The organism is Nonomuraea sp. NPDC004354, assembly GCF_053602555.1.
In genome coordinates this window covers 106,661-128,910 of record NZ_JBSGDV010000018.1, presented here as the reverse complement: position 1 = coordinate 128,910, position 22,250 = coordinate 106,661, and the positions used below count along the sequence as shown (strand labels likewise).

Here is a 22,250-nt window from a genome sequence, read left to right as displayed (position 1 = left end):
AGGATACAAAGGCTCGCGGACTCGCCATAAGGTGAGGGGGTTTGGGGGTTTCATGGCAACCGATGGTGACCGTGTGAACACCGGGCCCCGGGTCGTGACCGCGACCGTCGTGGGCACCGTCATCGAGTCCTACGACCTGGCGCTGTTCGGGCTGGGCGCGGCACTGGTCTTCGGCGAACAGTTCTTCCCCGAGGCCCGGCCGGGCACGGCGATGCTCGCCTCGCTGGCCACCTTCGCCGTCGGCCTGCTGGCCAGGCCGATCGGCGGCATCGTGATGAGCCATCTGGGCGACCGCCTGGGCCGGGTCCCCGTCCTGGTGCTCACCTTGGTGCTGATGGGCACGGCCACGGTCGGCATCGGCGTGCTGCCCGGCTACGAGACCATCGGGGTGGCCGCCCCCGTCCTGCTCGTCCTGCTCCGCCTGGCGCAGGGGTTCGGCGCCGGAGCCGAGTTCGTCGGCGCGATCCTCGTCGCGGCCGAGTCGGGCCCGCCGGAGCGCAGGGGCATGCGGGCCGCGCTGCCGAGCATCGGCTACTTCGCCGGCATCGTGCTGGCCACGGTGGCGTTCGCTGGCTTCGCCACCCTGCCGCCCGACCAGTTCGCCGCCTGGGGCTGGCGTGTTCCGTTCCTGCTGAGCGCCCTCACCCTGGCGGTGGGCCTCTACACGCGGCTGCGGATCTCCGAGACGGAGGCGTTCCAGGCCTCCTCCGGGCGGCGGGTGCGGCTGCCGCTGTGGAGCCTGGTCCGCCACCAGCCCCGTCGCCTGCTGGTGGCGTTCGCGGCCAACGGGCCCTTCGTCGCGGTCTACTACCTGGTGTCGGTGTTCCTGCTTCACTACGTCAGCCGGACACTGGGCCTGCCGCCGGCCGTCGGGCTGACGGCCAACGTGGTGGCGGGCACCGCCGCGGTGCTGGCAGTACCGGTCTTCGGCCGGCTGGCCGACCTGGTCGGTCGGCGCCCCGTCTGGTTCTTCGGCTGCCTGTTCCTGATCGCCTTCGCCGGTCCGATGATCGTCCTGCTGGACACCGGACGGCCCCTGCTCGTCGTGCTCGCGGTCACGATGGCCACGGCCGGCGGCCTGGTCGCCATGGGCGTGGCGCAGGCCTCGCTGTTCATCGAGATGTTCGAGACGCGGTATCGCTTCAGCGGCGTCGTGGTGGCGCGGGAGACCAGTGCCGCCCTGTTCGGCGGACCCATGCCGCTCGTCGCCGCCGCCCTCGTCCAGGCGGCCGGCGGCGCGTCGTGGCCGCTCGCCGTCCTGATCGTGGTGCTGGCGGCGGCCTCGCTGGTGGCGGTCCTGTTCGCGCCCGAGACCCGCGCGGCCGACCTGGCCGGTCAGACGGTGGCCTCCCGCCGTCCGGGCAGCGGGACCAGAAGCTCGACGTGAGAGCCGCGGCCCGGCCAGGAGGAGACGGTCAGCGTGCCGCCCATCAGCTCGGCCCGCTCCCGCATCGACGACAGCCCGACGCTGCGCGACCTGCCCGCCCGGCCGGTGTCGAACCCGACGCCGTCGTCCTCGACGGAGGCCCGCAGGTCGTGGGGTGAGATGTCGATCCTGGCCAGCACCACGGCGGGGGCGCCGTGGGCGACGGCGTTGCGGATGGCCTCCCTGATGACGAGGAAGGACTCGTCGCGCACGGCTGGTGGCGCCCACGTCTCGTCGCCGTTGACGCTCACCCTGATGGTCACCTCGTCGGTGCGCAACGTCTCGGTGAAGGTGAGCAGCGCCTTCTCCATGCTGGTCACGGTGTCCTCGAAACGCAGCTCCGAGGTGACGGCGCGCAGGTTCTGCATCGCCTCGCCGACGGCCTGCTTGGCCTTGCCCGCCCGCGAAGCGGCCCGTGACGGCCCGCTCGTGGCGAACATCTCGAAGAGCTCCAGCTGGCGGTGGGCGACGCTGAGCCCCGGCCCCACCCGGTCGTGCAGCTCCCGGGCGATACGGCGACGCTCGTTGAGATGCGCCCGGTGGATGATGTTGAGCAGGTAGCCGGTGTACGCGCTGGCCGCCTCCCTGATCCTGGTGTTGATGCTCTCGTTCACCGCCAGGGCGGTCAGCGTCAGCAGCTCCAGCGGGGCCTGCTCGGCGGAGACGTGGCGCTCCACCTCGCCGAGGATGAGCTCGAAGAGGGTGCCCGCCGCCCGCAGCGAGTCACGCGGGTCGAGCCGGCTCGCGGCCCTGCTCTCGCCGATGTCCCTGGTGAGCAGCCACCGCTCGCTGTCCATGGTGACCTTCCGGTCCCGCAGGCTGCGGATCAGGTCGGTCAGGGTGGCGTTCGCCTGAGCCATCGCCTGGGCCCTCGACTCGCGCTCGCGGACGATCGGATTGCCCGCTTCATGAAGTTCCCTCTCGTAGGCGAGCAGCATCGCGGCTCGCTCCTTCTCAAGGGAGCGCGCTAAGTCGTCCCACGGCGACCCATGGGGCTTGGCGTCTGCGGCCACGGGCCCTCCACTCGCGGCAACCAACCGAAGCCCGCCAGGTTGGGAGCAACGGTGTCAACTGGACACCACTGAGGGTACGCCGACTGACACGAGTTGACACAGGTGCGTCACGTACTGCGTGGCCATGAAGCCTCGGTAGAGGCGGCGTTTCCTGCAGCGCCCGCCCCGCGACGCGTGGGTCAGGGCCAGGACGGCGACCACGCCCGCTCCCAGCGTCAGCGCGCAGGCCGGCAGGCCCAGTCCCGGCGCGACGGTCGCCACGGCCAGCCAGAGGCACCCGGCCAGGGCGGCGGCCGCGACCGCCAGGAGGCGGCGCAGGAGCGGCTCGCCGTACAGCACCGCGACCGTGCGCCGTCCCGCCGCGGCGTCGCCCGGCGCGTCCGGGAGGTCCTTGGCCATCGTGCCCACGAGGCCGACCCACAGCGACATCACCACCGCGAACAGGAGTGTCCCCGCGTCCGGCGTCGTGCCGTGGGCGACGCTGGCGTATCCGGCCAGGTAGCTGAGGAGCGCGGCGGCCACCCCGATGCCGGGCGCGCCCAGCGTGTGGCGCTTGAGGCTGAGCGGGGGCATCGAGTACGCGTAGCCGAGCACCAGCACGGCGGCCACCGCCGGGGCGAGCGTGGGGACGAGCAGGACGGCGCCCACCATGGACAGCGCCGCGGCCGCCTTCGCGACCGCCGCGGCCGACTCCGGCCTCAGCTCGCCTGCCGCGATGGGGCGGCGGGAGTCGTTGGCCCGGTCCTCGTGGACGTCGGTCACCCCGTTGAGCAGGTAGGCCGACAGGATCGCCAGGACCCATACCGCCGCCCCGCCCAGCACCCCTGGCGCCGACGACCCCAGCCACGCGGCGGCTCCCGCGCCCCCCTGTATGGCCGGCGAGCCGAGCCACTCGGGCGCGGCGCCCGCCACCTCCGGCACCGATCCCCCGATCATGGAGGACACCCCGAGCGCCGCGCCGGTGACGAACCTGAGCAGATACATCGCCAGGACCGACGGGCGCGCCTCGACGAGGCACTTCAGGAGCGTGCGAGCGGGGACGCGGCGCGGAACGGCCTCCTGGGTCACCATGGCGTGATTATGAGCCCGCTCGCGGACTTCCGTTAATGCGGATCTCGAAGGGGGTAGCGGATCCTACATCTTTCGATACCGGTGATTGTCCGGCCTCCGCGGCACCCGCTCTTTCGGGTCCGGACTTGTTGGAGTCGCGTTCCGTTGTTAACGTCGGCCTACCGTCTCGACCATCTCATTATAGGAGAGGACGGCACCCCGGAAATGAGCAGCGGAACAGGCGAGGTAATTTTCGACTGGAACCGGTCACGGCTCCGCCCACCCGAGCCGGAGCCGACCGGGCAGGTGGAGCTGAACGACGAGTCGCTCCGTGACGGGCTGCAGAGCCCCTCCGTCCGCCAGCCCACCCTCGAGGAACGGGCCGCGCTCCTCCGGCTGATGGCCAGGCTGGGGATCGACGCCGCCAGCATCGGCATGCCGGCCACCGGGTCCGAGGCCGCGTTCTTCGCCGCCCGGCTCGCCCGGCACGCCGAGGACCTGCGGTTGCCGCTGGAGCTCCATTGCGCCGCCCGGACCGTTCCTGAAGACATCATTCCCATCGCGCAAATCAGCCAGGACACGGGTCGCGTCATCGGCGTAATGGCGTTTATCGGAACGAGTCCCATAAGGATATATACAGAAGGTTGGACGGAAAACCATCTGGTTAATTCGGTCACCGCGGCCATGCAATTCGGGCGGCGGGAGAATCTGCCGGTGTGCATCGTGGTGGAGGACGCCACGCGAACCTGCCCCGACATGCTCCGGCTCATCGCGCACGTGGCCCTGTACGAGGGCGCCGAGCGGATCTGCCTCTGCGACACGGTCGGCCACGCCACGCCGCGAGGCACCCGGGCGATCGTCGGCTACGTGGCCGAGGAGATCCTCGCCGCCCACGGCTTCGGGTCCGTGCCCATCGAATGGCACGGGCACAACGACCGGGGGCTGGGCCTGGCCAACGCGCTGGCCGCGATCGAGGCGGGCGTCGACAGGGTGCACGGCACCGCGCTCGGCATGGGGGAGCGCTGCGGCAACACCGCCATGGACCAGCTGCTGGTGAACCTGCACCTGTCCGGCGACACGCGTGAGCTGCGCGCGCTGCCCGACTACTGCGCGCTCGCGGCCGCCGCCTGCGAGCGGCCCATCCCCGTCGACTATCCGGTGGTCGGGGCCGACGCCTTCCGCACCGCGACCGGTGTGCACGCCGCCGCCGTGGCCAAGGCCGAGTTCGCGGGGAACCTCCCGCTCGCCGACCGCGTCTACTCCGCCGTCCCCGCCTCCGCGGTGGGCCGGTCGCAGCAGATCGACATCGGGCCCGCCAGCGGCCGGTGGAACGTGGTGCACTGGATGCGCCGGCGCGGCCTTCCCGCTGATGGCGAGGTGGTCGACGACATCCTTCGCCTGGCGCGTCGGTCCCACCGGGTGCTGACCGACTCCGAACTCCTGATGATGGCGGGCGCGAGAAGCTGACGCGATGCATCGCGCTGACCGTCGACCTGGGTTACTCTGAGTCCGGCTTGTCAGCTGGCGCCGGATACATCCCAGAGGGGCTATCACGTGGATGGACCGCGATGACACGCGAGGCCCAGGAACCCATCAGGGTCTTGCTCGTCGATGACCATGTCCTGGTGAGGGAGGGGCTGCGCGAACTCCTGGAGGCGCAGGCCGGGATGGTCGTGGTCGGGGAGGCCGGCGACAGCGAGTCGGCGGTCGCCCTCGTGGCCAGGGAACGGCCGCACGTCGTGCTGCTCGACGTCGAGATCCCCGGCGACGACGCTCCGACGACCGTGGCCCGCATCCATCGGCACTCGCCCGAGACACAGGTGCTGATCCTGAGCATGTACGACGGGCCGGAACTGCTCCGCAGCCTGCTCGCCGCGGGGATCAGGGGCTACCTGCTGAAGAGCGCCAGCATCCAGGAGGTCGTGTCGGCCATCCACAGCGCCCGCTGCGGCGACGGGCGGGTGCTGCTCGCCGTCTCCCGCGAGAGCCTGGCCCAGGTCGACGGGCAGTCCTCTGACCTGCTGTCCGACCGGGAACGTGAGGTGCTCACCCTGGCCGCCCAGGCGCTCACCAACACCCAGATCGGCTCCCGGCTCGGCCTGACGGAGGCCACCGTCAAGCGGCACCTGCGCAACATCTTCATCAAGCTGGGCGCCGTGTCCAGGATCGACGCGGTCAACAAGGCCGTCAGCGCGTCCCTGATCAAGGTCGACAAGGTCCACAACGGGCGGTGACCGGGCCGCCTCGCGGGTCCTCAGCGAGTGAAGACCCGCTCGAGCCCAGCACGCTGCTCGGGCGCCAGCCGGACGTGCTTGGCGGCGAGGTTCATCTCCAGGTGCAACGGGTTGCGCGTGCTCGGGACGACCACGACGTCCTCCCCCTGGGCCAGCAGCCAGGCCAGCGCCAGGCGGGACAGGCTGACGTTGAGCTCGGCGGCCATCTCCTCGGCGAGCGGCAGCAGCCGTACGCTCTGCCGCAGCCGCTCGCCACGGAAACGGGGGTCGAGCCGGCGAGGATCGCCGGAGCGCAGGTGTTCGGGAGCGCGGATCCTGCCGGTGAGGAGTCCCCGCCCGAGGGGGCAGCCGGCGATCACCCCGATGCCGAGCGAGCGCGCGACGGGCAGCAGTTCGGCCTCGATGTCGCGGTGCACGAGTGAGTACTCCCTCACCAGCGCGGTCACGGGATGGATCCGGTGCGCCCGCCGGAGCTGGTCGGCGGAGACACCGGACAGCCCGATGTGGCGGACCTTCCCGGCGGTGACCAGGGCGCCGAGCCTGCCGACCGTCTCCTCCAGCCCCGCCGGGCAACGGCTGACGTAGAACAGGTCGAGGTGGCCGGTGCCCAGCTCGCGCAGCCACGCGTCGCAGGCCCGCTCCACGTCCCCCGTCGCGTCCCCCGCCACCACGACGGCGCGCTCGCGGCGTCCGGCGAGAGCTCGCCGGACCACACCGGTGGCCCGGTCCGGGCTGACGCCGGTCTCCAGGAGGGCCGGGCCGGCTCCGAGCGCCTGCCGGAGGACGCGCACGCCGTCGGCGCCCTTCACCGCGCCGTAGAAGCCACTGAGAGCCGCGCAGCCGAGGCCGACCGGCGGTAGCGCCAGCTCGCCGATCCTCCTCAGACGCGCGGTGGCCGGTGTGCTCTCAGGCATCAGTCCAGAGCAGCGCACGCCGTCCGATGTCCGTGGTGCGCGGCGCGGGCGCGCGCGACCAGTCGTACTCGATCCCCGCGAGCGGTCGCGGGGCGCTCTTCCGGGGCTTTCCGGCCGGGACCTGGTCCGCACCGTCCACCCGGGCGCGGATCGCGCCGGGCCGCCATCGAGTCATCATGGTGCACCTCTGGGTCTTCCGCCGGGGCGGGCGGGCCCTCCCCGCATGGATGCCTCCAGTGTGTTCCTCCGGGTTCGCGGCGGCCAAGCACGCGCCTAGCGCGGAGGCCGCCGTTGGTGCCTGCCCGCCGGGGCAGACCCTGCCTGGTCATCCGGGCCTGGTCATCCGGGTACGCCAACCGGCTATGGACTCGTGTGGTTCTCCTCGCCACTTCAATAAAATAGAGTGGTGAGGGGAAGGCGGTCACCGTCGGCGCGTTGGAGGCGGCACATGGTCCATGCCAGGCGTAACTACGGCCAGTACTGCGGGCTCGCCGCCGCCCTCGACGTCATCGGTGAGCGGTGGACGCTGCTCATCATCAGGGAGCTGCTGCTGGGGCCGCGCCGCTACAGCGACCTCATCGCCGCGCTGCCGGGCGTCGGCACCAACCTGCTGGCCGAGCGGCTGAAGTTCCTCACCGCCGAGGGCGTGCTCCGCAAGGTGGCCGACGACCAGGGCAAGGACCGGGGCTACGAGCTGACCGAGGTCGGCCGGCAACTGCGCGAGCCGGTGCTCAGCCTGGCCCGGTGGGGGCTGCCGTTCCTGGACGCGCCGACGCCCGAGGAGATCGTCCGGCCGTACTGGGGGTTCCTGGCGGTGCAGGCCATGATCGACGACTCGCGGGTGCCCGACCTGGACGAGGTGTACGAGTTCCAGGTCGACGACGTGCTCTTCCACGTCGTCGTCAAGGACGGCGGCGCCGTCGCGGTCGAGGGCGGCTATCCCGGCTCGCCCACGGTGACCGCCGTCACCGATGCCCGCACGTTCATGGAGATCGGTTCCAAGCGGCTCTCGCCCTTCGGCGCCGTGGTGTCGGGGCGGCTGACGTTGCAGGGCCCGCCGGAGGCGATCCTGCGGGTGAGCGCCCTCCTCGGGCTGGTGCCCGAGGGGACGCCCGACCAGGCGCGCGGTGCCGCGAGCCGCTGAGCGGGGCGCCGCTACGGCGCGGGCCGCTCCACGCCGGTCACGTGCAGGGCTCCCTCCCTCACGCTGACGAGCACGTGCTGGCCGGAGCGCAGCTCGCCGTAGAGGATCTTCTCCGACAGCACGTCCTCCAGCTCGCGCTGGATGGTACGGCGCAGCGGCCGGGCGCCCATGACCGGGTCGTAGCCCCGGTCGGCCAGCAACCGCTTGGCCTCCCCGGACACCTCCAGTTCCATTCCGCGCTCCGCCATCCGCTCGGCCACCCGCGCCAGCATCAGGTCGAGGACGAGGATGATCTCCTGCGAGGCGAGTTGGTGGAAGACGACGATGTCGTCGACCCGGTTGAGGAACTCGGGCCGGAAGTGCTGCTTGAGCTCCTCCTGCACCTTGCCCTTCATCCGGTCGTAGGTGGACCCGCCCACGTCGGAGGCGGCGAACCCGATCCCGATGCCCTTGGAGATGTCGCGGGTGCCGAGGTTGGTGGTCATGATGATGACCGTGTTCTTGAAGTCGACCACCCGGCCCTGGGCGTCGGTCAGCCGGCCGTCCTCCAGGATCTGCAGCAGCGTGTTGAAGATGTCGGGGTGGGCCTTCTCGATCTCGTCGAACAGCACGACCGAGAACGGCTTGCGCCGTACCTTCTCGGTCAGCTGGCCGCCCTCCTCGTATCCGACGTAGCCGGGCGGGGAGCCGAACAGCCGCGACACGGTGTGCTTCTCCATGAACTCCGACATGTCCAGCATGATCAGGGCGTCTTCGTCGCCGAAGAGGAACTCGGCCAGCGTCTTGGACAGCTCGGTCTTGCCGACGCCCGAGGGGCCGGCGAAGATGAACGACCCGCCGGGACGGCGCGGGTCCTTCAACCCGGCGCGGGTGCGCCGGATCGACCGGGACAGGCCCTTGATGGCGTCGTCCTGGCCGATGATCCGCCTGTGCAGCTCGTCCTCCATGCGCAGCAGCCGCTGCGACTCCTCCTCGGTCAGCTTGACGGCCGGGATGCCGGTCGCCCTGGCCAGCACCTCGGCGATGAGCTCCTCGGTCACCTCGCGTGGCACCGCATGGGCGGCGCCCCGGCGGATGCGGATGCGTGAGCCGGCCTCGTCGATGAGGTCGATCGCCTTGTCGGGCAGGAAACGGTCGCTGATGTAGCGGTCGGCCAGCTGCGCGGCGGCCACCAGCGCGCCGTCGGTGATCGAGACCCGGTGGTGGGCCTCGTAGCGGTCACGCAGCCCCCTGAGGATCTCGATCGTGTGCGAGAGGGAGGGCTCGGGCACCTGGATCGGCTGGAAACGCCGCTCCAGTGCGGCGTCCTTCTCCAGGTACTTGCGGTACTCGTCGAGCGTGGTCGCCCCGATGGTCTGCAGCTCGCCACGAGCCAGCATGGGCTTGAGGATGTTGGCCGCGTCGATCGCGCCCTCGGCCGCCCCCGCCCCCACCAGGGTGTGCAGCTCGTCGATGAACAGGATGACGTCGCCGCGGGCGCGGATCTCCTTGAGCACCTTCTTCAGCCGCTCCTCGAAGTCGCCCCGGTAGCGGGAGCCGGCGACCAGCGCTCCGAGGTCCAGCGTGTAGAGCTGCTTGTCCTTGAGCGTCTCGGGCACGTCCCCGTCGACGATCATCTGGGACAGCCCCTCGACGACGGCGGTCTTGCCGACGCCGGGCTCGCCGATCAGCACCGGGTTGTTCTTGGTCCGCCGGGAGAGCACCTCCATGACCCGCTCGATCTCCTCCTCGCGGCCGATCACCGGGTCCAGCCTGCCTTCGCGGGCCGCCTCGGTGATGTTCATGCCGAACTGGTCGAGGATGGAGGACTTGGGCTTGGGCGGCGCGACCGGGGGACGCTGGTCGTCCTCGTCCCCGATCTCGTCCCCCTGGAGGATCCTGGTGACCTCGTTGCGGATGCCGGTGGGCTCGGCGCCCTGCGAGGCCAGCACCTGCGCGGCCACCCCTTCGCCCTCCCTGATCAGCCCCAGCAGCAGGTGCTCGGTGCCGATGTGGTCGTGGCCGAAGAAGAGCGCCTCGCGCAGCGCCAGCTCGAGCACGCGCTTGGCGCGGGGGGTGAAGGGGATGTGCCCGTCATGCGGCCGCTCGCCGGGCAGGCTGATCGAGACGACCCCCGTCTGGACCGCGTCCAGCCCGATGCCGAGCTTGGTCAGGGCGAGCGCCGCCACCCCCTGCCCCTCCAGGAGCAGGCCGAGCAGCAGGTGCTCGGTGCCGAGATAGTCGTGGTTGAGTTTCCTGGCCTCCTCCTGAGCCAGGACGAGAACCCGCCGCGCGCGGTCGGTGAACCTCTCGAACATTCCTCGCTCCCGGAAGGCCGACGACTACTATTACTTTCTAAAGTTCGCTCGTTCACAGCTTCATGGCAAGAGGTTCGCCCACAGGTGATGCGGCTCGATCCGCGGGGTGAGCTATCGCGGTGAGGACGAACCCGTCGGTCACGCGCCACCTTCCCGCGAACTCCGTCAGCAGCTCACCCCCGTGAACGGTGGCGATCTTCGACAGGTGGGCGTGGAACGTCCCCGCCGACGGATCGATCGTGACGGTGGCCTCGGAGAAGTCCAGCCAGCGCCGGGCAAGGGGGAACCAGGCCTTGTAGACCGACTCCTTGGCGCTGAACAGCACCCGGTCCCAGTGCACGCCGGAGGGCAGCCCGGCCAGCGCCCAGCGCTCGGTCCGCAGCGAGATCATGTCGAAGACCCCGTCAGGCAGCGGCTCGTGCGGCTCGGCGTCGATCCCGATGGTCAGGACCTGCGTGTCCATCGCGACGGCGCACGCGCGGTAACCCGCGCAGTGCGTGATGCTGCCGACCACGCCGTCGGGCCAGGCGGGCGCGCCGCGCTCGCCCCGGGGCACGGGGACGGGAGGCAGCCCGAGCCGGGCCAGGGCGCGCCGCGCGCAGGCGCGGCCAGTGGTGAACTCGCGGCGCCTGGAGTCGACGGCCCGCTGCACCGCGACGGCCTCCTCCTCGAACAGCGTGGCGCCGGGCCGGTCGGCGAACAACTCGGCCACGGCGACGCCCTTGGGCAGGATGTCCTCGATCACACCGGCTCCAGTACGGGAAGGACCTGGCGGAAGATGTCGTGCGGCAGTCCACGCCGCTCCCACTCGCGCGGGTAGCCGACGGAGACCTCCTCGAAGCGCACGCCGTCATGCCAGGTGACCCGGGGGATGTGCAGATGGCCGTAGATCACCGCCGCCGTGCGGAACCTGCGGTGCCAGTCGGCCGTCAGCTCGGTGCCGCACCACAGGGCGAACTCCGGATGACGCAGGATCGCCGTCGGCTCGCGGACCAGCGGGAAGTGGTTGACCATGACGATCGGCACGTCCGGATCGCAGGCCGCCAGCCTGCGCTCGCTCTCGGCCACGCGCGCCCGGCACCAGTCCTCCCTGGTCGGGTAGGGGTCCGGGTGGAGCAGGAACTCGTCGGTGCACACCACGCCGGCCTCGTGGGCCAGTGCCAGCGCCTCCTGCTTGGTGGCGCAGCCGGCCGTACGGAAGCTGTAGTCGTACAGGACGAACAGGGGCGCGATCGTGACCGGCCCGCCCTCCCCTGTCCAGACCGGGAAGGGATCCTCCGGGGTCAGCACACCCAGGCTGCGGCACAGCTGGACCAGAGCGCGGTACTTGCCGTCACCCTGCAACTGGAGGCGATCGCCCGGTACCGTCCACAGCTCGTGGTTGCCGGGGGCCCACACCACCTTGGCGAAGCGGGCGCGCAACGTGGCCAGCGCCCAGGCGATGTCCTCCCAGCGCTCGGCCACGTCCCCGGCGATCAGCAGCCAGTCGTCCGTCGGTTCGCGCGGCAGATCCTCCAGCAGTTCCCGGTTCCTCGCGTACCCGACGTGCAGGTCGCTCACCGCGACCAGTCTTCCCGCCACCACACCTCCCAGATCGCCCATACTCCGATGATCGCGTGCCGGCGCCCGATTGCCCAGTGAGCTGTCGCTCGCCCGACAGATGCCGAGCGGGCCGGTCGGTGCCTGCCTACCTTGCCGAGTATGGCTACCGAAGCAGCCCGTCCACGGCACTGGGACGGGGGAGTGAACGGTGACAGTGCCAGCTCTTGGTCGGCGGCGACGGTCCGGGACACCTGGGTGAGTGCCGGGCTGCTCGTCCTCCGTGTGGCGCTCGGCGCCACCTTCCTCCTGCACGGCGTGCAGAACCTGTTCGGCGCGTGGACCGGATGGGACACCGCCAAGATGGCCGGCTACCTCGGCTCCAAGGGAGTCGGGGCGTCCCAGGCCTTCTCGTGGATCACCGCGGTCTCCGAGGTGATCGCCGGCGTCCTGCTCCTGGCAGGGCTGCTCACCTCGGTGGGCGCGGCGATCGTGGTGGTCACGATGGCCGCCTCCAGCTACATCAAGCTCTCCGCGGGCGGCGGCTTCTTCATGCCGACGGGCTTCGAGTGGGAGCTGGCCGTGCTCGCGGGCGGGCTGGGCCTCCTGCTGGCCGGAGCGGGCAGGTTCGCCCTGGACAGCAAGCTGTCCGGCCGGGCCCTCGGCCGCGTCAGGGCGATCGCGGCCGTGCTCACGGTGCTCGCGTTCGTGGCCATCGTCCCGTTCATCAAGTGATCGTCGGCCGGCGGGCCGCCGTACCCGAGGAGACCCGGTGAACAGAGCTCTCGTCGCTCTGGTGACGTTCGTGTCCGTGGCGGTCGGCGGCTGGCTGGCCCTCGCGCTGGGCGGGGAGGAACGCGGCGGCGTGCCGCACCGCCCGGTGCTCGTCGACGGCCGGGTGCCGGCCACGCTGTACGTGCCGGGCACGGTCACGGCTCCGGGCGTCCTGGGCATGCCTGACCCGCCTCCGCAGGGGAGCAGGCCGCCCGTGGTCGTGATCGCACACGGCCACTCCGCCGACCAGGCCACCATGAGCGTGCTCGCGCGGCGCGTGGCCGCCGCGGGCTACGCGGTGGTCACCTTCGACTTCCGCGGCCACGGCCTGAGCACCGAACGGCACCAGTCGGCCGGGTTCGAGGGCATGCGCTCCGATCTGGACGCCGTCCTCACCTGGCTGGGCACGGTCCCCTACGTGGACCCGGCCAAGGTCGTCGTCGTCGGCCACTCGATGGGCGCCGCCGGCGTGCTCGGCTTCGCGGTGCGCGATCGGCGGCCCGTCGCGACCGTCGCCATGGGCGGCGCCATGGGCGGCGTCGAACCCGGCACCAGAGCCAGGAACGTCCTGTTCGTGGTGGCGGAGGGCGACGCGGGCGTCGTGCGGGAGGGCGCCGAGCGCACGGCCCGCCTGTGGTCGGGCACCCCGCTCGCCTACGGCCAGGTCAACGGCGACCACGCTCAGGGCACGGCCGTGGCCCTGCGGGAGGTGGCCGGGACCAACCACCTGACCATGCTCTTCTCGGACCTGACGGCCGGTTACGTGGTGGACTGGGTGGCCAAGGTGACCGGCCGTCCGGCCACGCCGTCCGGCGCCGCGGATCGGCGGCCGCTGCTGACGGTGCTCTACCTGCCCTGCGCCGCCGTACTCCTCACGCTCGTGGGCTTCGCCGGCGGCGCGCTGGCCCGCAGCGGCGAGCCGACCGCCGAGGCGGGGCGTCCCGTGCTCGGCCTTCTGCTGGTGGGCGGCGCGCTGCTGCTGCCGCTGCCGTGGCTGGCCTGGGGTGACGCGGGCCACCTGCTCGGGATGGAGGCGGGCGGCGCGCTGGCGGTGCTGCTGGGCGTCGCGGGAACGATCCTCCTGGCCGTGGGCCGGCTCACTCCGGCACGGCAGTGGCTCCCGGCTGCGCAGGCGTGGTCCGCACGACACACGCTCGCGCCCGCCGCGCTGGTCCTCGTGGGCGTGATCGTCGTGCTGACCCCGCTCGGGGCGATGGTGCACGGACTGGTGCCCACCCCGAAGCGCGTGCTGCTCTGGGCGCTCGCGACCGCGCTGATCCTGCCCTTCTTCCTGGCCGCCGACCGGTTGCTGCGCCGCGGCCGCCCGCCGGCCGCCGCGGCCAAGTCGCTCGCGGCTCGCCTGCTGATGCTGGCCGTTGTCATGATTGGCGTCATCACCCAGGTGCTGCCTGGCATGCTGGGGTTGTACGTCATGGTGCTGGCGCCCATCCTGCTCCTGCTCGAACTGGCCGCCTACGGCCTGTACGCGCTGGGCCGCGACCACAGGGTCACCGCGTTCGTGCAGGCGGGGGCGGTGGCGTGGGTGCTGAGCCAGTTGTCGCCGATCATGTGGTGAGGTGGAGCCGAGGTGTCACGTCCCGCTCTGTTCGAGTCGGCCACGCCCGAGTACGTCAAGGCGCGGGCCGAACTGCTGAGCGCCGAACGCCGGTTGCGCGAGCTGGGCGAGCAGGTGGCCGCGCGGCGGCGGGCCCTGCCCCCGGGGCCCGAGCTGGACGATGACCCGCCGCTCGCCGCGCTCGACGGCTCGCCGGCGCGCCTGAGCGGGCTGTTCGGCGACCATCACACGCTGCTCGTCTACAACATGATGTTCGACGAGGACTGGCCGGAGCCGTGCCCCCTGTGCTCCATGTGGGTCGACGGCATCGACGCCGTCACCCCGCACCTGCTCGAGCGCACCGCGGTGGCCGTCATGGCGCCCGCCGGACCCGCGCGCCTGGCCGAGGTGGCGCGGCGCCGGCAGTGGCGGTGGGTGCCCCTCTACTCCACGCGTCCCGGCGACCTCACCGACCGGCTCGGGCTGCGCGCCCATCCCGGTGACCTCGAACCCGTGGTGACCGTCTACGACAGGTCCGACGGGCGCGTCAGGATCTCCTGGCAGGGCTCGGCCATGCTGAGCGACCCCGGCGACGAGCCGTACCAGCCGGGTGACGGCGGCGACGCCCGCGGCCTCGACCTGCTCTGCGCGACCTGGTCGCTGCTCGACCTGCTGCCGCAGGGCCGGGGCGACTGGTATCCCAGCCGCCCGGCCCGCTGACCCTTCAGCGGCAGAGTTTGATCATCGTGTCGATCGCCCGGTCGATCTGCTCCACGTCGTTGTACAGGTGCGGGGAGACCCGGACCGCGGGCAGCTCGTCCCGCACGCCGGGGCGGGCGAAGCGGGTGATCTCGACGGTGATCCCGTGCTCATCGGCCAGCTGCCGCTTGAGCTGGACGAACCCGCCGATGTCCGCGCTCCCCCCGAAGGGGTCGAAGGCCACCAGGCCCGAGTGCAGCCGCGGGTCGTCCAAGGGACTGAGGAGCGCGGCCCGGCCCCAGTGATGGACGACGCGCTCCTTGAGGTGGGCGCTCAGCTCCAGGACGTGGCGCCGGATGCGGTCGCGGCCGATGCGGTCCCACAGCTCGCAGGCGATGCGCAGGCCCTGCGCCCGCGACAGGTCGGCCGAGTCGCTCTGCTGGAGCAGCCGCCCGAGGTCGTGGGGCCGGGCGGGCAGGCCGTCCCGCAGCGGGTAGAGCAGGGAGACGACCGGCCAGAAGACCGGCAGGGGCAGGGGCCGGTTGCGCGCGTAGATCAGGCCGGTGCCCATGGGGCCGCACTGGTAGCGCGATCCCGACGCGCTGAGGAAGTCGACCCCCAGCTCCCGCAGCCGCAGGGGGACGTGGCCGAGCACCTGGCTGCCGTCGAGCACCGTGATCAGGTCGTGCCGCCGCGCCAGCTCGACCAGCTCGGCCGTGGGGAAGGCGGCTCCGGTGGTCAGCGTGATCCCGGCCCACTGGAGCACCCTGGTGCGCGGCGTGATCGCCGACCGTACCAGCTCGACGATCTCCTCGGCCCGCTGCCCCGCCCCGACCGGCGGGGTGAGCTCCCTGAGGACGACGCCCCGACGGTCGCGCAGCTGGCACAGCGGCGCGCGCACGGTGTAGCACTCGTGGTCGGTGGTGATGATCTCGTCGCCTTCGCGCAGGTCGAGCCCGGCCAGGATCCGGGCGTTGGCGTCGGTGGCGCTCGGCACGACGGCCAGCTCGTCGGCCTCGCATCCCAGCCCGCCCGCCAGGGACTCCCGCACGTCGGTGAGGGCGGTGTCGGCGAACGGGTCGCGCGGCGACCTCGCGTACACCCGGTCGGCGCCGCCGATGACGTCCAGCACGGGGCGCGGCGCCGAGCCGAGGCCGGCGGTGTTGAGGTGGATGAGGTCAGGGTCGATCGTGAACAGCTCGCGGACCTGCGGCCAGTCCATCATGCGCGTCTTCCCATCCGTTCAGGGCCGTGATGTGGGCAGGGGTCGTGCCGCAACAGCCGCCGAGCAGGGTCAGGCCGTACCGCCGCCGCCAGCCGGACATCAGCGCGGCGAAGCGTTCGGGTGGCACCGGAGGGCCGTTGCGGGGTTCGAGGTTGGGCATGACGCCGATGTCGCCCGCGCCGAGGCCGGCCAGTTCGGCGACGCAGCCGCGCGCCACGTCCAGCGAGGTGCAGTTGACGAGCACGGCCGCGGCCCCCGCGCGGTAGACGGCGGCGGCGGCACGCGCGACCGGCTCACCCGACAGCAGGGTGGCGGAGGGGCCGCAGACGAAGCTGACCCAGGCGGTCAGTCCCGCCTCCCGCGCCTCCTCCACCGCGATCCGCGCCTCGCGGACGGTGTTGACCGTCTCGATCAGGGCGAGGTCGACTCCGGCCGCCGCCAGCTGCCCGGCCATCCACCGGTGCTCGGCACGGAGCTCGGCGTCGGCGGGGACGAGGTCGGGCCGGTAGCAGTCCTCGACCGGGGCCATCGAACCGGCCACCACCACGTCGTCGTGACCGTCCCGCGCCGACCGCGCCAGGTCCACGGCGAGCCGCACCATGCGGCCCGCCTGCCGCTCGTCCAGCTCGGCCCGCCGCAACGCCCGCAGGTTGCAGCGGAAGGTGTTGGCGGTCAGCACCCTGGCCCCCGCCTCCAGGTAGCGCCGGTGCACGGCACGCAGCAGCTCCCGGCCGTGCTCGGTGAGCAGGGCCCGGGTGGTCCACCAGGGGGCGGCCATGGGCAGCCCGCGCCGCTCCAGCTCCGTGGCCACCGCCCCGTCCAGGAGGATCACGGCGCTCCTCGCATGGCCTCCTGCAGGTCCTCCATGAGGTCGCGCCGGTCCTCCAGGCCGACCGACAGCCGGATGAGGCGATCGGACAGCCCCATGCGAAGCCGTACCTCACGGGGGACGGGACGCTGGGTCATCATGGCGGGACACTCGATCAGGGAGTGCACCCCGCCCAGGCTCACCGCGCAGCCGAAGAAGCGCAGCCGCGCCATCAGCGCGGCGGGGTCGCCGGCGTACTCGAAGCTCAGCACCGAACCGGGGCCGGACATCTGACGCTTGGCGACGTCGTACTGGGGGTGGTCGGGCAGGCCCGGGTAGCGGACCAGGGAGACCGACGGGTGACCGGCGAGCATCGCGGCGATCGCCTCGGCGGTGCGCACCTGGCGCTCGACCCGGACCGACAGGGTCCTCAGCCCTCGGTGGATCAGGAAGCAGTCCAGCGCCCCCGGGACGCCGCCGGTGGCGGTGCGGTGGGCGAGCAGCTGGTCGTGCAGCTCGGGACGGTTGTAGACGAGCGCGCCGCCGATCACGTCGAGATGGCCCGAGATCGACTTGGTGGTGCTGTAGAGCGTGATGTCCGCGCCCCAGCTCAGCGGCTGCTGGAGCAGCGGACCGGCGAGCGTGTTGTCCACGACGACGGTGGCTCCCGTGGCGCGGGCCGCGCGGCAGACGAGGTCGAGGTCGGCGATCTTCATCAGCGGGTTGGTGGGGCTCTCCACCCACACCAGGTCGGCGCCCTGGACCGCGCGTTCGACGAGGGACGGCTCCGCCAGATCGGCGTACTCGACGGTGATGCCGTACTTGCCGGTCCACTCCAGCAGGGCGCGGGTGCCGCTGTAGACGTTGTCGGAGCAGACCAGCCGGTCGCCGGGAGACAGCAGGCCCACCACCGCGGCCGCGGCGGCCTGCCCGGAGGCGTAGGCGGTGGCGAACGCGGCGTTCTCGAGGGCCGCCAGGCACAGCTCGAGATCCTCGCGGGTGGGGTTCTCGCCGCGGCCGTAGAAGTACCGCGGCGGGTCCTGCGGTCGCCGGTCGTAGGTGGCCGACAGGTGCACGGGCGGGATCACGTCTCCGGTGCCGGATTCCCTGGGCCGCCCGGCGTGGATCAGCTTGGTGTCGGGCCTCACCGGACACCCCGCACGCACAGGCAGGTGGAGGTGAGGTCGAGCGACCCGTCCGGCCTGGCGTGGGCCGCGGCGGCCTCGGCGACCGCCTCCCAGATCAGCGGGTCGGCCGCCTCCCGTACGAGCGAGCGCATCCTGGGCGGGAGCACGTCCCTGGAGAAGGCCACGAAGTGCGACACCGAGTCCATGACGAACGGCACCTTCCGCTCGGTGACGGTGACCTCGGTGAAGCCCGCCTCGGCGAGCTCGGCGGCCACCGCCTTCGGGTCGGCCATGGAGAAGGGGCCGGGCAGGCCCGGAGGCGGCGGGGCCAGCGCGAGCCGCTCGGCGATGACCCGGAAGGCGAGGCTGATCATGGGTACGGCAGGCGGCGGCGCCCACGTCGCCGCGGCCAGCACGCCTCCGGGCCTGAGCAGCCCGGCCAGCGCGCGCAGCGTGGCGGCACGGTCGGCGGCGAACATCAGCCCCCAGCGGCTGAGCACGGCGTCGAAGGCGCCCGGCGCCAGCGCCGCCGTCGTCACCTCGCCCACCACGAACTCCGCGAAGGGCAGGTGCGCCGCCCGCGCGCGAGCGGCGCTGATCATGGCGGGGGACACGTCGATCCCGAGCACCCTGCCCCGCGGCCCGACCACTCCGGCGGCGGTGAGTGCCGGCTCGCCCAGCCCCGTCCCGACGTCGAGCACCGACTGCCCGGGGCGCAGGCCGCCCATGCGCACGAGCGCCGTGCTCACGGAGGCCGCGCCCCGCTCGAAGACGTTCTGCCAGCGCCGCCAGCCCTCGCTGACCGCGTCCCAGATCTCGCGCTGCTCGTTCACGACCGACGTCATGGCGCACCTCAGAGGAATCGGGTGGTCGGCTGCTCGAGGGTCCAGAAGCCCGGCTCGACGGTCGCCAGGACGTCGCGGAGCCGTTCGATCTCCGCCGGCGTGTTGTACACGCCGAACGAGATGCGAACGGTGCCGACCAGCCCGAGGTCGTCGAGGAAGGTGCTGGCGCAGTGCACCCCGCAGCGCACGGCGATGCCGTGCCGGTCGAGGTGGCCGCCCACGTCGTAGGGGTGCAGGCCCTCGAAGGACAGGGAGACGATCCCGCAGGGGTCGCCGCCCGGATCGCCGACGACGTGCACGCCGTCCAGGCCGGCCACGGCGTCGAGCGTCGCGCGCACCAGCGTGTCGTCGTGCCGCCGCACGGCGTCCCAGCCCAGGTGCTCCAGGTACTCGAAGGCGGCCGCGAGCGCGACCGCCCCCGCGACGTGCGGGGTGCCGGCCTCCAGCCGGTTGGGCACGGGCACGTACTCGACCGGCTCGGCGAAGGTCACCCCCTTCACCGTGCCGCCGCCCACCTGGTAGGGCGGCAGCTCGGAGAGCAGCTCGCGCCTGCCGTACAGCACGCCGATGCCCATGGGCCCGTAGACCTTGTGCCCGGAGAAGCAGTAGAAGTCGGCTCCCAGCTCGGCGACGTCCACCGGCCGGTGGGGCACCGCCTGGGCGCCGTCGACCATCACGATGACGCCGTGCCGGTGCGCCTCGGCGACCAGCTCCTGGACCGGGTTGACCGTGCCGAGCACGTTGGAGACGTGCGCGACGGCCGCGAGCCTGGTGCGCGGCCCCAGCGCGGCGGCGAAGGCGGCGGTGTCCACGCGGCCCTGGGCGTTGACGGGCACGACGACGAGCTTGGCGCCCGTCTCCTCGCACAGCCGCCGCCAGGGCAGCAGGTTGGAGTTGTGCTCCATGCCGGTGACCACGACCTGGTCGCCCGCCCGCACCAGCTGCCTGCCGAGGGTGTCGACCACGAGGTTGGTGGCGTCGGTCGTGCTCCTGGTGAAGATCACCTCTTCGGGGTGCCGGGCCCCGAGAGCGCGCTGGACGACCGCTCTGGCCTGCTCGTAGCGTTCGGTCGACTCCATGCTCAGCCGGTAGTAGCCGCGCCCGACGTTGCTGTTGCTGCGGGTGTAGTAGTCGATCAGCGCGTCGAGGACGGCCTGCGGCTTCTGCGTGGTCGCCGCGTTGTCAAGGTAGACGAGCGGCTCGCCCTGCCGCAGGAAGGGGAAGTCCTCCCTGACCGTCTCGGACAGGACGAAGTGCTCCAGGCTGTGTGTCATCCCAACTCCCGTGTGGAGAACATGCTGTGAAACCGGTCGATGTACTTCCGCTCGAAGGGGAAGACCTTCTGCGCGGCGTACGGCCGGTCCGGAGGCGGGACGTAGCCGGGCTCGCCCGGCCTGGGCAGGAGTCCCGCCGGGTCACGCAGGTGCGGCCCGTAGAAGAACCAGCAGATCTGGCCGACGTGCTCGATGAAGATGACCGGGTGCACGTCGTCGGAGTACATGTGCATGTGGCAGTAGGCCGCCAGGAGCTCGCCCCGCGGTCCGAAGCTGTTGCCCGGCATGACGTGGCCGAAGACGTCGTGCACGACGCGGAAGATGTCGTTGTGGGTGAACTCGATGCCGCGGATCACGATCCCGGAGCCCTCCCTGAGCGGGTGGTAGCCGTGGATCCCGCCGGGACCGTGCCCGTCGCGGGTCAGGAAGACGTGGATCGTGCCCGTCCTGAACACCCCGGCCCGCAGGTCGCGCGAGCCGCGGTACGGCTGGCCGGGGCCGAGCCAGGGCTCGACCTCGATCCCGGCCGCGGTGATCGCGTGGAACTGCTCGGCGTTCTCCTCCTTCATGCGGTCGTAACTGCGCCTGACCGCGGGGGAGTAGGCCATGCGGGGGGAGCGGTCGTAGTAGTCGGCGACCGCCCTGCAGTAGTCGAGGTCCAGGTCGAGGGTGACGGAGGCGAGCCTGGACAGCGGCTGACGCCCTGATGCGAACACCGAGGCACCGTCGACGTACTTCTGTGCCACGGCCACCAGGTCGGCGCCGTCGATCAGCGGCTGGTCGCTCACCTTTCCCCCCAGGATGTTCAGGGGCCGGCCAGGCGGGGGGTGATCCAGCCTGTGAGGTCGTATTCGGACAGGCACACGTCGACGAGGTCGAGCATGTCTCCCGCCACCCCCGCGGCCTTGCCCTTGCGCAGCACCTGCACCCGGTTCTCCTCGGCGTTGCCCGCGTAGCTGCGCTCGTACAGTTCCTGCCGCCCGGCGAACTCGCTGCCGACCGCGTCCCAGAGCAGCTTCATGACCTTGACCCGGTTCTCCGCGGTGTGCCCGTGTGAGCCGCGCAGGTACTGGTCCAGGTACGGCCGGACCTCCTCGTTGTGGAAGTCGGCCACGCCGGAGTTGAGGTAGATCAGCCCGCTGCCCGCGGTGTGCAGGACCAGCTCCCTGACCTTGCCGTAGGCGATGGGGGCCAGCACCCGGTAGGCCAGCGCGTACTCCTCGCTGGGCTGCACGTAACCCTCGTTCCACGGGCGGCAGCCCTGGATCATCGCGTCCGACAGCGCCCACATCAGGTGCCGCCACACCATGGCCTCGCCGATGTTGGCCTGGACGCCCCTGAAGTCGTCGGTGCCGTTGATCTCCACCGCCCTGATCAGCAGCCCGCAGATGAAGTCGAGCTTGACTGCCAGCCGGGTGACGCCGTGGAGGGCGAACCTGGGCAGGAAGCCGGAGTTGTGGAAGAAGGTGTTGGCCTTCTCCACGTCGCCGTAGACGAGCACGTTCTCCCAGGGGATCAGCGCCCGGTCGAAGACGATCACCGTGTCGTTCTCGTCCATGCGGCTGGCCAGCGGGTAGTCGAACGGGCTGCCCAGGGTGGCCGCGGCCAGCTCGTAGGAGGGGCGGCACAGCAGCTTGACGCCGGGGGTGTCCATGGCGGCGATGAACACCACGCCGAACCGCTTCTCCTTCACCGGCAGGCCGTGGTGGGCGATGAAGTTGTAGTGCGTCAGGGCCGAGCCGGTGGCCACGACCTTCGCGCCGCTCACCACGATGCCCTCGTCGGTCTCCCGCTCGACGTGCACGTACACGTCGGCCACCTCGTCCGGGGGCCGGTGCCGGTCCACCGGCGGGTGCACCAGGGCGTGGTTGAGGTGCAGCACCCGCTCCTGGGCGAGGCGGTACCAGTGGCGGGCGTTGCCCGCGTACTCGCCGTAGAAGTCCGCGTTGGCGCCGAGGGTGGCCAGGAAAGAGGCCTTGTAGTCGGGGGAGCGGCCCAGCCAGCCGTACACCCGCCGCTGCCAGGCCGCGATCGCGTCGCGGCTGCGCCGCAGCTCGACGGCGTCGGCGGGGGAGCGGAAGAAACGGTGGGTGAAGCCGCCGTTGCCGGTGTCGGTCTCCGTCGTCAGCACGTCCCTGTCGGGGGAGTCCCACAGCGCGTCGTAGAGACCGGCGATGGTTCTGGCGTTGTTGCGGAAGGCGGGATGTTCCGTGACGTCCTTGACGCGCTCGCCGTGGATCCAGATCTCCCGTCCGTCGCGGAGACTTTCCAGATACTCGTCGCCGGTGAACGGCCGCCGGACCGCCGTTCCATCAGCAGCCATGGC

The 22,250-nt window shown here is 71.8% G+C and carries 20 protein-coding genes; 7 read left to right on the top strand and 13 right to left on the bottom strand.

What is annotated here, in order from left to right:
• Positions 1 to 73: 73 nt before the first annotated feature.
• Positions 74 to 1,387: an MFS transporter gene (locus tag ACWENQ_RS36215; RefSeq protein WP_452418245.1), complete on the top strand. Its 1,314-nt coding sequence runs from the start codon at positions 74 to 76 to the stop codon at positions 1,385 to 1,387.
• Here ACWENQ_RS36215 and ACWENQ_RS36210 read toward each other — a convergent pair.
• Together ACWENQ_RS36210 and ACWENQ_RS36205 are read right to left on the bottom strand one after the other, a co-directional pair.
• Entirely contained in the window at positions 1,336 to 2,364 is a 1,029-nt protein-coding gene (locus tag ACWENQ_RS36210) for a sensor histidine kinase (RefSeq protein ID WP_452418244.1), read from the bottom strand. The two genes, ACWENQ_RS36215 and ACWENQ_RS36210, sit on opposite strands and share 52 nt — an antisense overlap.
• 129 nt (positions 2,365 to 2,493) lie before the next feature.
• Positions 2,494 to 3,510: a UbiA family prenyltransferase gene (locus tag ACWENQ_RS36205; RefSeq protein WP_449928653.1), complete on the bottom strand. Its 1,017-nt coding sequence runs from the start codon at positions 3,508 to 3,510 to the stop codon at positions 2,494 to 2,496.
• A 204-nt stretch (positions 3,511 to 3,714) separates the two neighbouring features.
• Here ACWENQ_RS36205 and ACWENQ_RS36200 point away from each other — a divergent pair, with 204 nt between their 5' ends.
• A complete protein-coding gene (locus tag ACWENQ_RS36200) occupies positions 3,715 to 4,956 on the top strand; it encodes a LeuA family protein (protein WP_449928655.1) in 1,242 nt (413 codons plus the stop codon).
• A 101-nt stretch (positions 4,957 to 5,057) separates the two neighbouring features.
• Positions 5,058 to 5,723, top strand: a complete 666-nt coding sequence (locus ACWENQ_RS36195) for a response regulator transcription factor (protein ID WP_354915503.1) — start codon at positions 5,058 to 5,060, stop codon at positions 5,721 to 5,723.
• A gap of 20 nt (positions 5,724 to 5,743) precedes the next feature.
• Here the strand turns inward: ACWENQ_RS36195 and ACWENQ_RS36190 are convergent, their stop codons facing one another.
• Entirely contained in the window at positions 5,744 to 6,637 is an 894-nt protein-coding gene (locus ACWENQ_RS36190; protein ID WP_449928657.1) for an aldo/keto reductase, read from the bottom strand.
• A gap of 448 nt (positions 6,638 to 7,085) precedes the next feature.
• Between ACWENQ_RS36190 and ACWENQ_RS36185 the strand changes: the two genes are divergently transcribed.
• The gene (locus tag ACWENQ_RS36185; RefSeq protein ID WP_354915497.1) at positions 7,086 to 7,781 is read left to right on the top strand and encodes a winged helix-turn-helix transcriptional regulator; all 696 of its coding nucleotides are present in this window, start codon (positions 7,086 to 7,088) and stop codon (positions 7,779 to 7,781) included.
• Between the two features lie 11 nt (positions 7,782 to 7,792).
• Here ACWENQ_RS36185 and ACWENQ_RS36180 read toward each other — a convergent pair whose 3' ends face one another.
• From ACWENQ_RS36180 to ACWENQ_RS36170, 3 genes are read right to left on the bottom strand one after another with little or no spacing between them, the layout of a single operon-like run.
• Positions 7,793 to 10,078 (bottom strand): ATP-dependent Clp protease ATP-binding subunit, encoded by a 2,286-nt coding sequence (locus ACWENQ_RS36180; RefSeq protein ID WP_449928661.1) that lies wholly within the window; start codon positions 10,076 to 10,078, stop codon positions 7,793 to 7,795.
• A 52-nt stretch (positions 10,079 to 10,130) separates the two neighbouring features.
• Positions 10,131 to 10,823: a 4'-phosphopantetheinyl transferase family protein gene (locus ACWENQ_RS36175; protein ID WP_354915491.1), complete on the bottom strand. Its 693-nt coding sequence runs from the start codon at positions 10,821 to 10,823 to the stop codon at positions 10,131 to 10,133.
• Positions 10,820 to 11,680, bottom strand: coding sequence for a metallophosphoesterase family protein (locus ACWENQ_RS36170; protein WP_449928664.1), 861 nt, complete (start codon positions 11,678 to 11,680; stop codon positions 10,820 to 10,822). Before ACWENQ_RS36170 ends, ACWENQ_RS36175 begins: the two co-directional genes overlap by 4 nt.
• A 99-nt stretch (positions 11,681 to 11,779) precedes the next feature.
• On the opposite strand from ACWENQ_RS36170, the gene ACWENQ_RS36165 reads away from it, so the two are divergent.
• From ACWENQ_RS36165 to ACWENQ_RS36155, 3 genes are read left to right on the top strand one after another with little or no spacing between them, the layout of a single operon-like run.
• The gene (locus tag ACWENQ_RS36165) at positions 11,780 to 12,352 is read left to right on the top strand and encodes a DoxX family protein (RefSeq protein WP_354915485.1); all 573 of its coding nucleotides are present in this window, start codon (positions 11,780 to 11,782) and stop codon (positions 12,350 to 12,352) included.
• Positions 12,353 to 12,389: 37 nt separating this feature from the next.
• The gene (locus ACWENQ_RS36160) at positions 12,390 to 13,967 is read left to right on the top strand and encodes an alpha/beta hydrolase (RefSeq protein ID WP_449928668.1); all 1,578 of its coding nucleotides are present in this window, start codon (positions 12,390 to 12,392) and stop codon (positions 13,965 to 13,967) included.
• A 12-nt stretch (positions 13,968 to 13,979) separates the two neighbouring features.
• Positions 13,980 to 14,666: a DUF899 family protein gene (locus ACWENQ_RS36155; protein WP_452418243.1), complete on the top strand. Its 687-nt coding sequence runs from the start codon at positions 13,980 to 13,982 to the stop codon at positions 14,664 to 14,666.
• Between the two features lie 4 nt (positions 14,667 to 14,670).
• Here the strand turns inward: ACWENQ_RS36155 and ACWENQ_RS36150 are convergent, their stop codons facing one another.
• From ACWENQ_RS36150 to ACWENQ_RS36120, 7 genes are read right to left on the bottom strand one after another with little or no spacing between them, the layout of a single operon-like run.
• Positions 14,671 to 15,870, bottom strand: a complete 1,200-nt coding sequence (locus ACWENQ_RS36150) for an aminotransferase class V-fold PLP-dependent enzyme (protein ID WP_449928672.1) — start codon at positions 15,868 to 15,870, stop codon at positions 14,671 to 14,673.
• The gene (locus ACWENQ_RS36145) at positions 15,824 to 16,702 is read right to left on the bottom strand and encodes a homocysteine S-methyltransferase family protein (RefSeq protein ID WP_452418241.1); all 879 of its coding nucleotides are present in this window, start codon (positions 16,700 to 16,702) and stop codon (positions 15,824 to 15,826) included. Before ACWENQ_RS36145 ends, ACWENQ_RS36150 begins: the two co-directional genes overlap by 47 nt.
• Positions 16,699 to 17,826: a trans-sulfuration enzyme family protein gene (locus ACWENQ_RS36140; RefSeq protein WP_354915471.1), complete on the bottom strand. Its 1,128-nt coding sequence runs from the start codon at positions 17,824 to 17,826 to the stop codon at positions 16,699 to 16,701. Before ACWENQ_RS36140 ends, ACWENQ_RS36145 begins: the two co-directional genes overlap by 4 nt.
• On the bottom strand, positions 17,823 to 18,650 hold the full coding sequence (locus ACWENQ_RS36135; RefSeq protein WP_452418240.1) for a class I SAM-dependent methyltransferase: 828 nt from the start codon (positions 18,648 to 18,650) through the stop codon (positions 17,823 to 17,825). Before ACWENQ_RS36135 ends, ACWENQ_RS36140 begins: the two co-directional genes overlap by 4 nt.
• Positions 18,651 to 18,658: 8 nt before the next feature.
• On the bottom strand, positions 18,659 to 19,924 hold the full coding sequence (locus tag ACWENQ_RS36130) for an aminotransferase class V-fold PLP-dependent enzyme (RefSeq protein ID WP_452418238.1): 1,266 nt from the start codon (positions 19,922 to 19,924) through the stop codon (positions 18,659 to 18,661).
• A complete protein-coding gene (locus ACWENQ_RS36125) occupies positions 19,921 to 20,712 on the bottom strand; it encodes a hypothetical protein (protein WP_452418237.1) in 792 nt (263 codons plus the stop codon). The genes ACWENQ_RS36130 and ACWENQ_RS36125 overlap by 4 nt, the downstream gene beginning before the upstream one ends.
• 17 nt (positions 20,713 to 20,729) lie before the next feature.
• Positions 20,730 to 22,247: a 4-hydroxyphenylacetate 3-hydroxylase N-terminal domain-containing protein gene (locus ACWENQ_RS36120; protein WP_452418235.1), complete on the bottom strand. Its 1,518-nt coding sequence runs from the start codon at positions 22,245 to 22,247 to the stop codon at positions 20,730 to 20,732.
• Between the last annotated feature and the right edge of the window lie 3 nt (positions 22,248 to 22,250).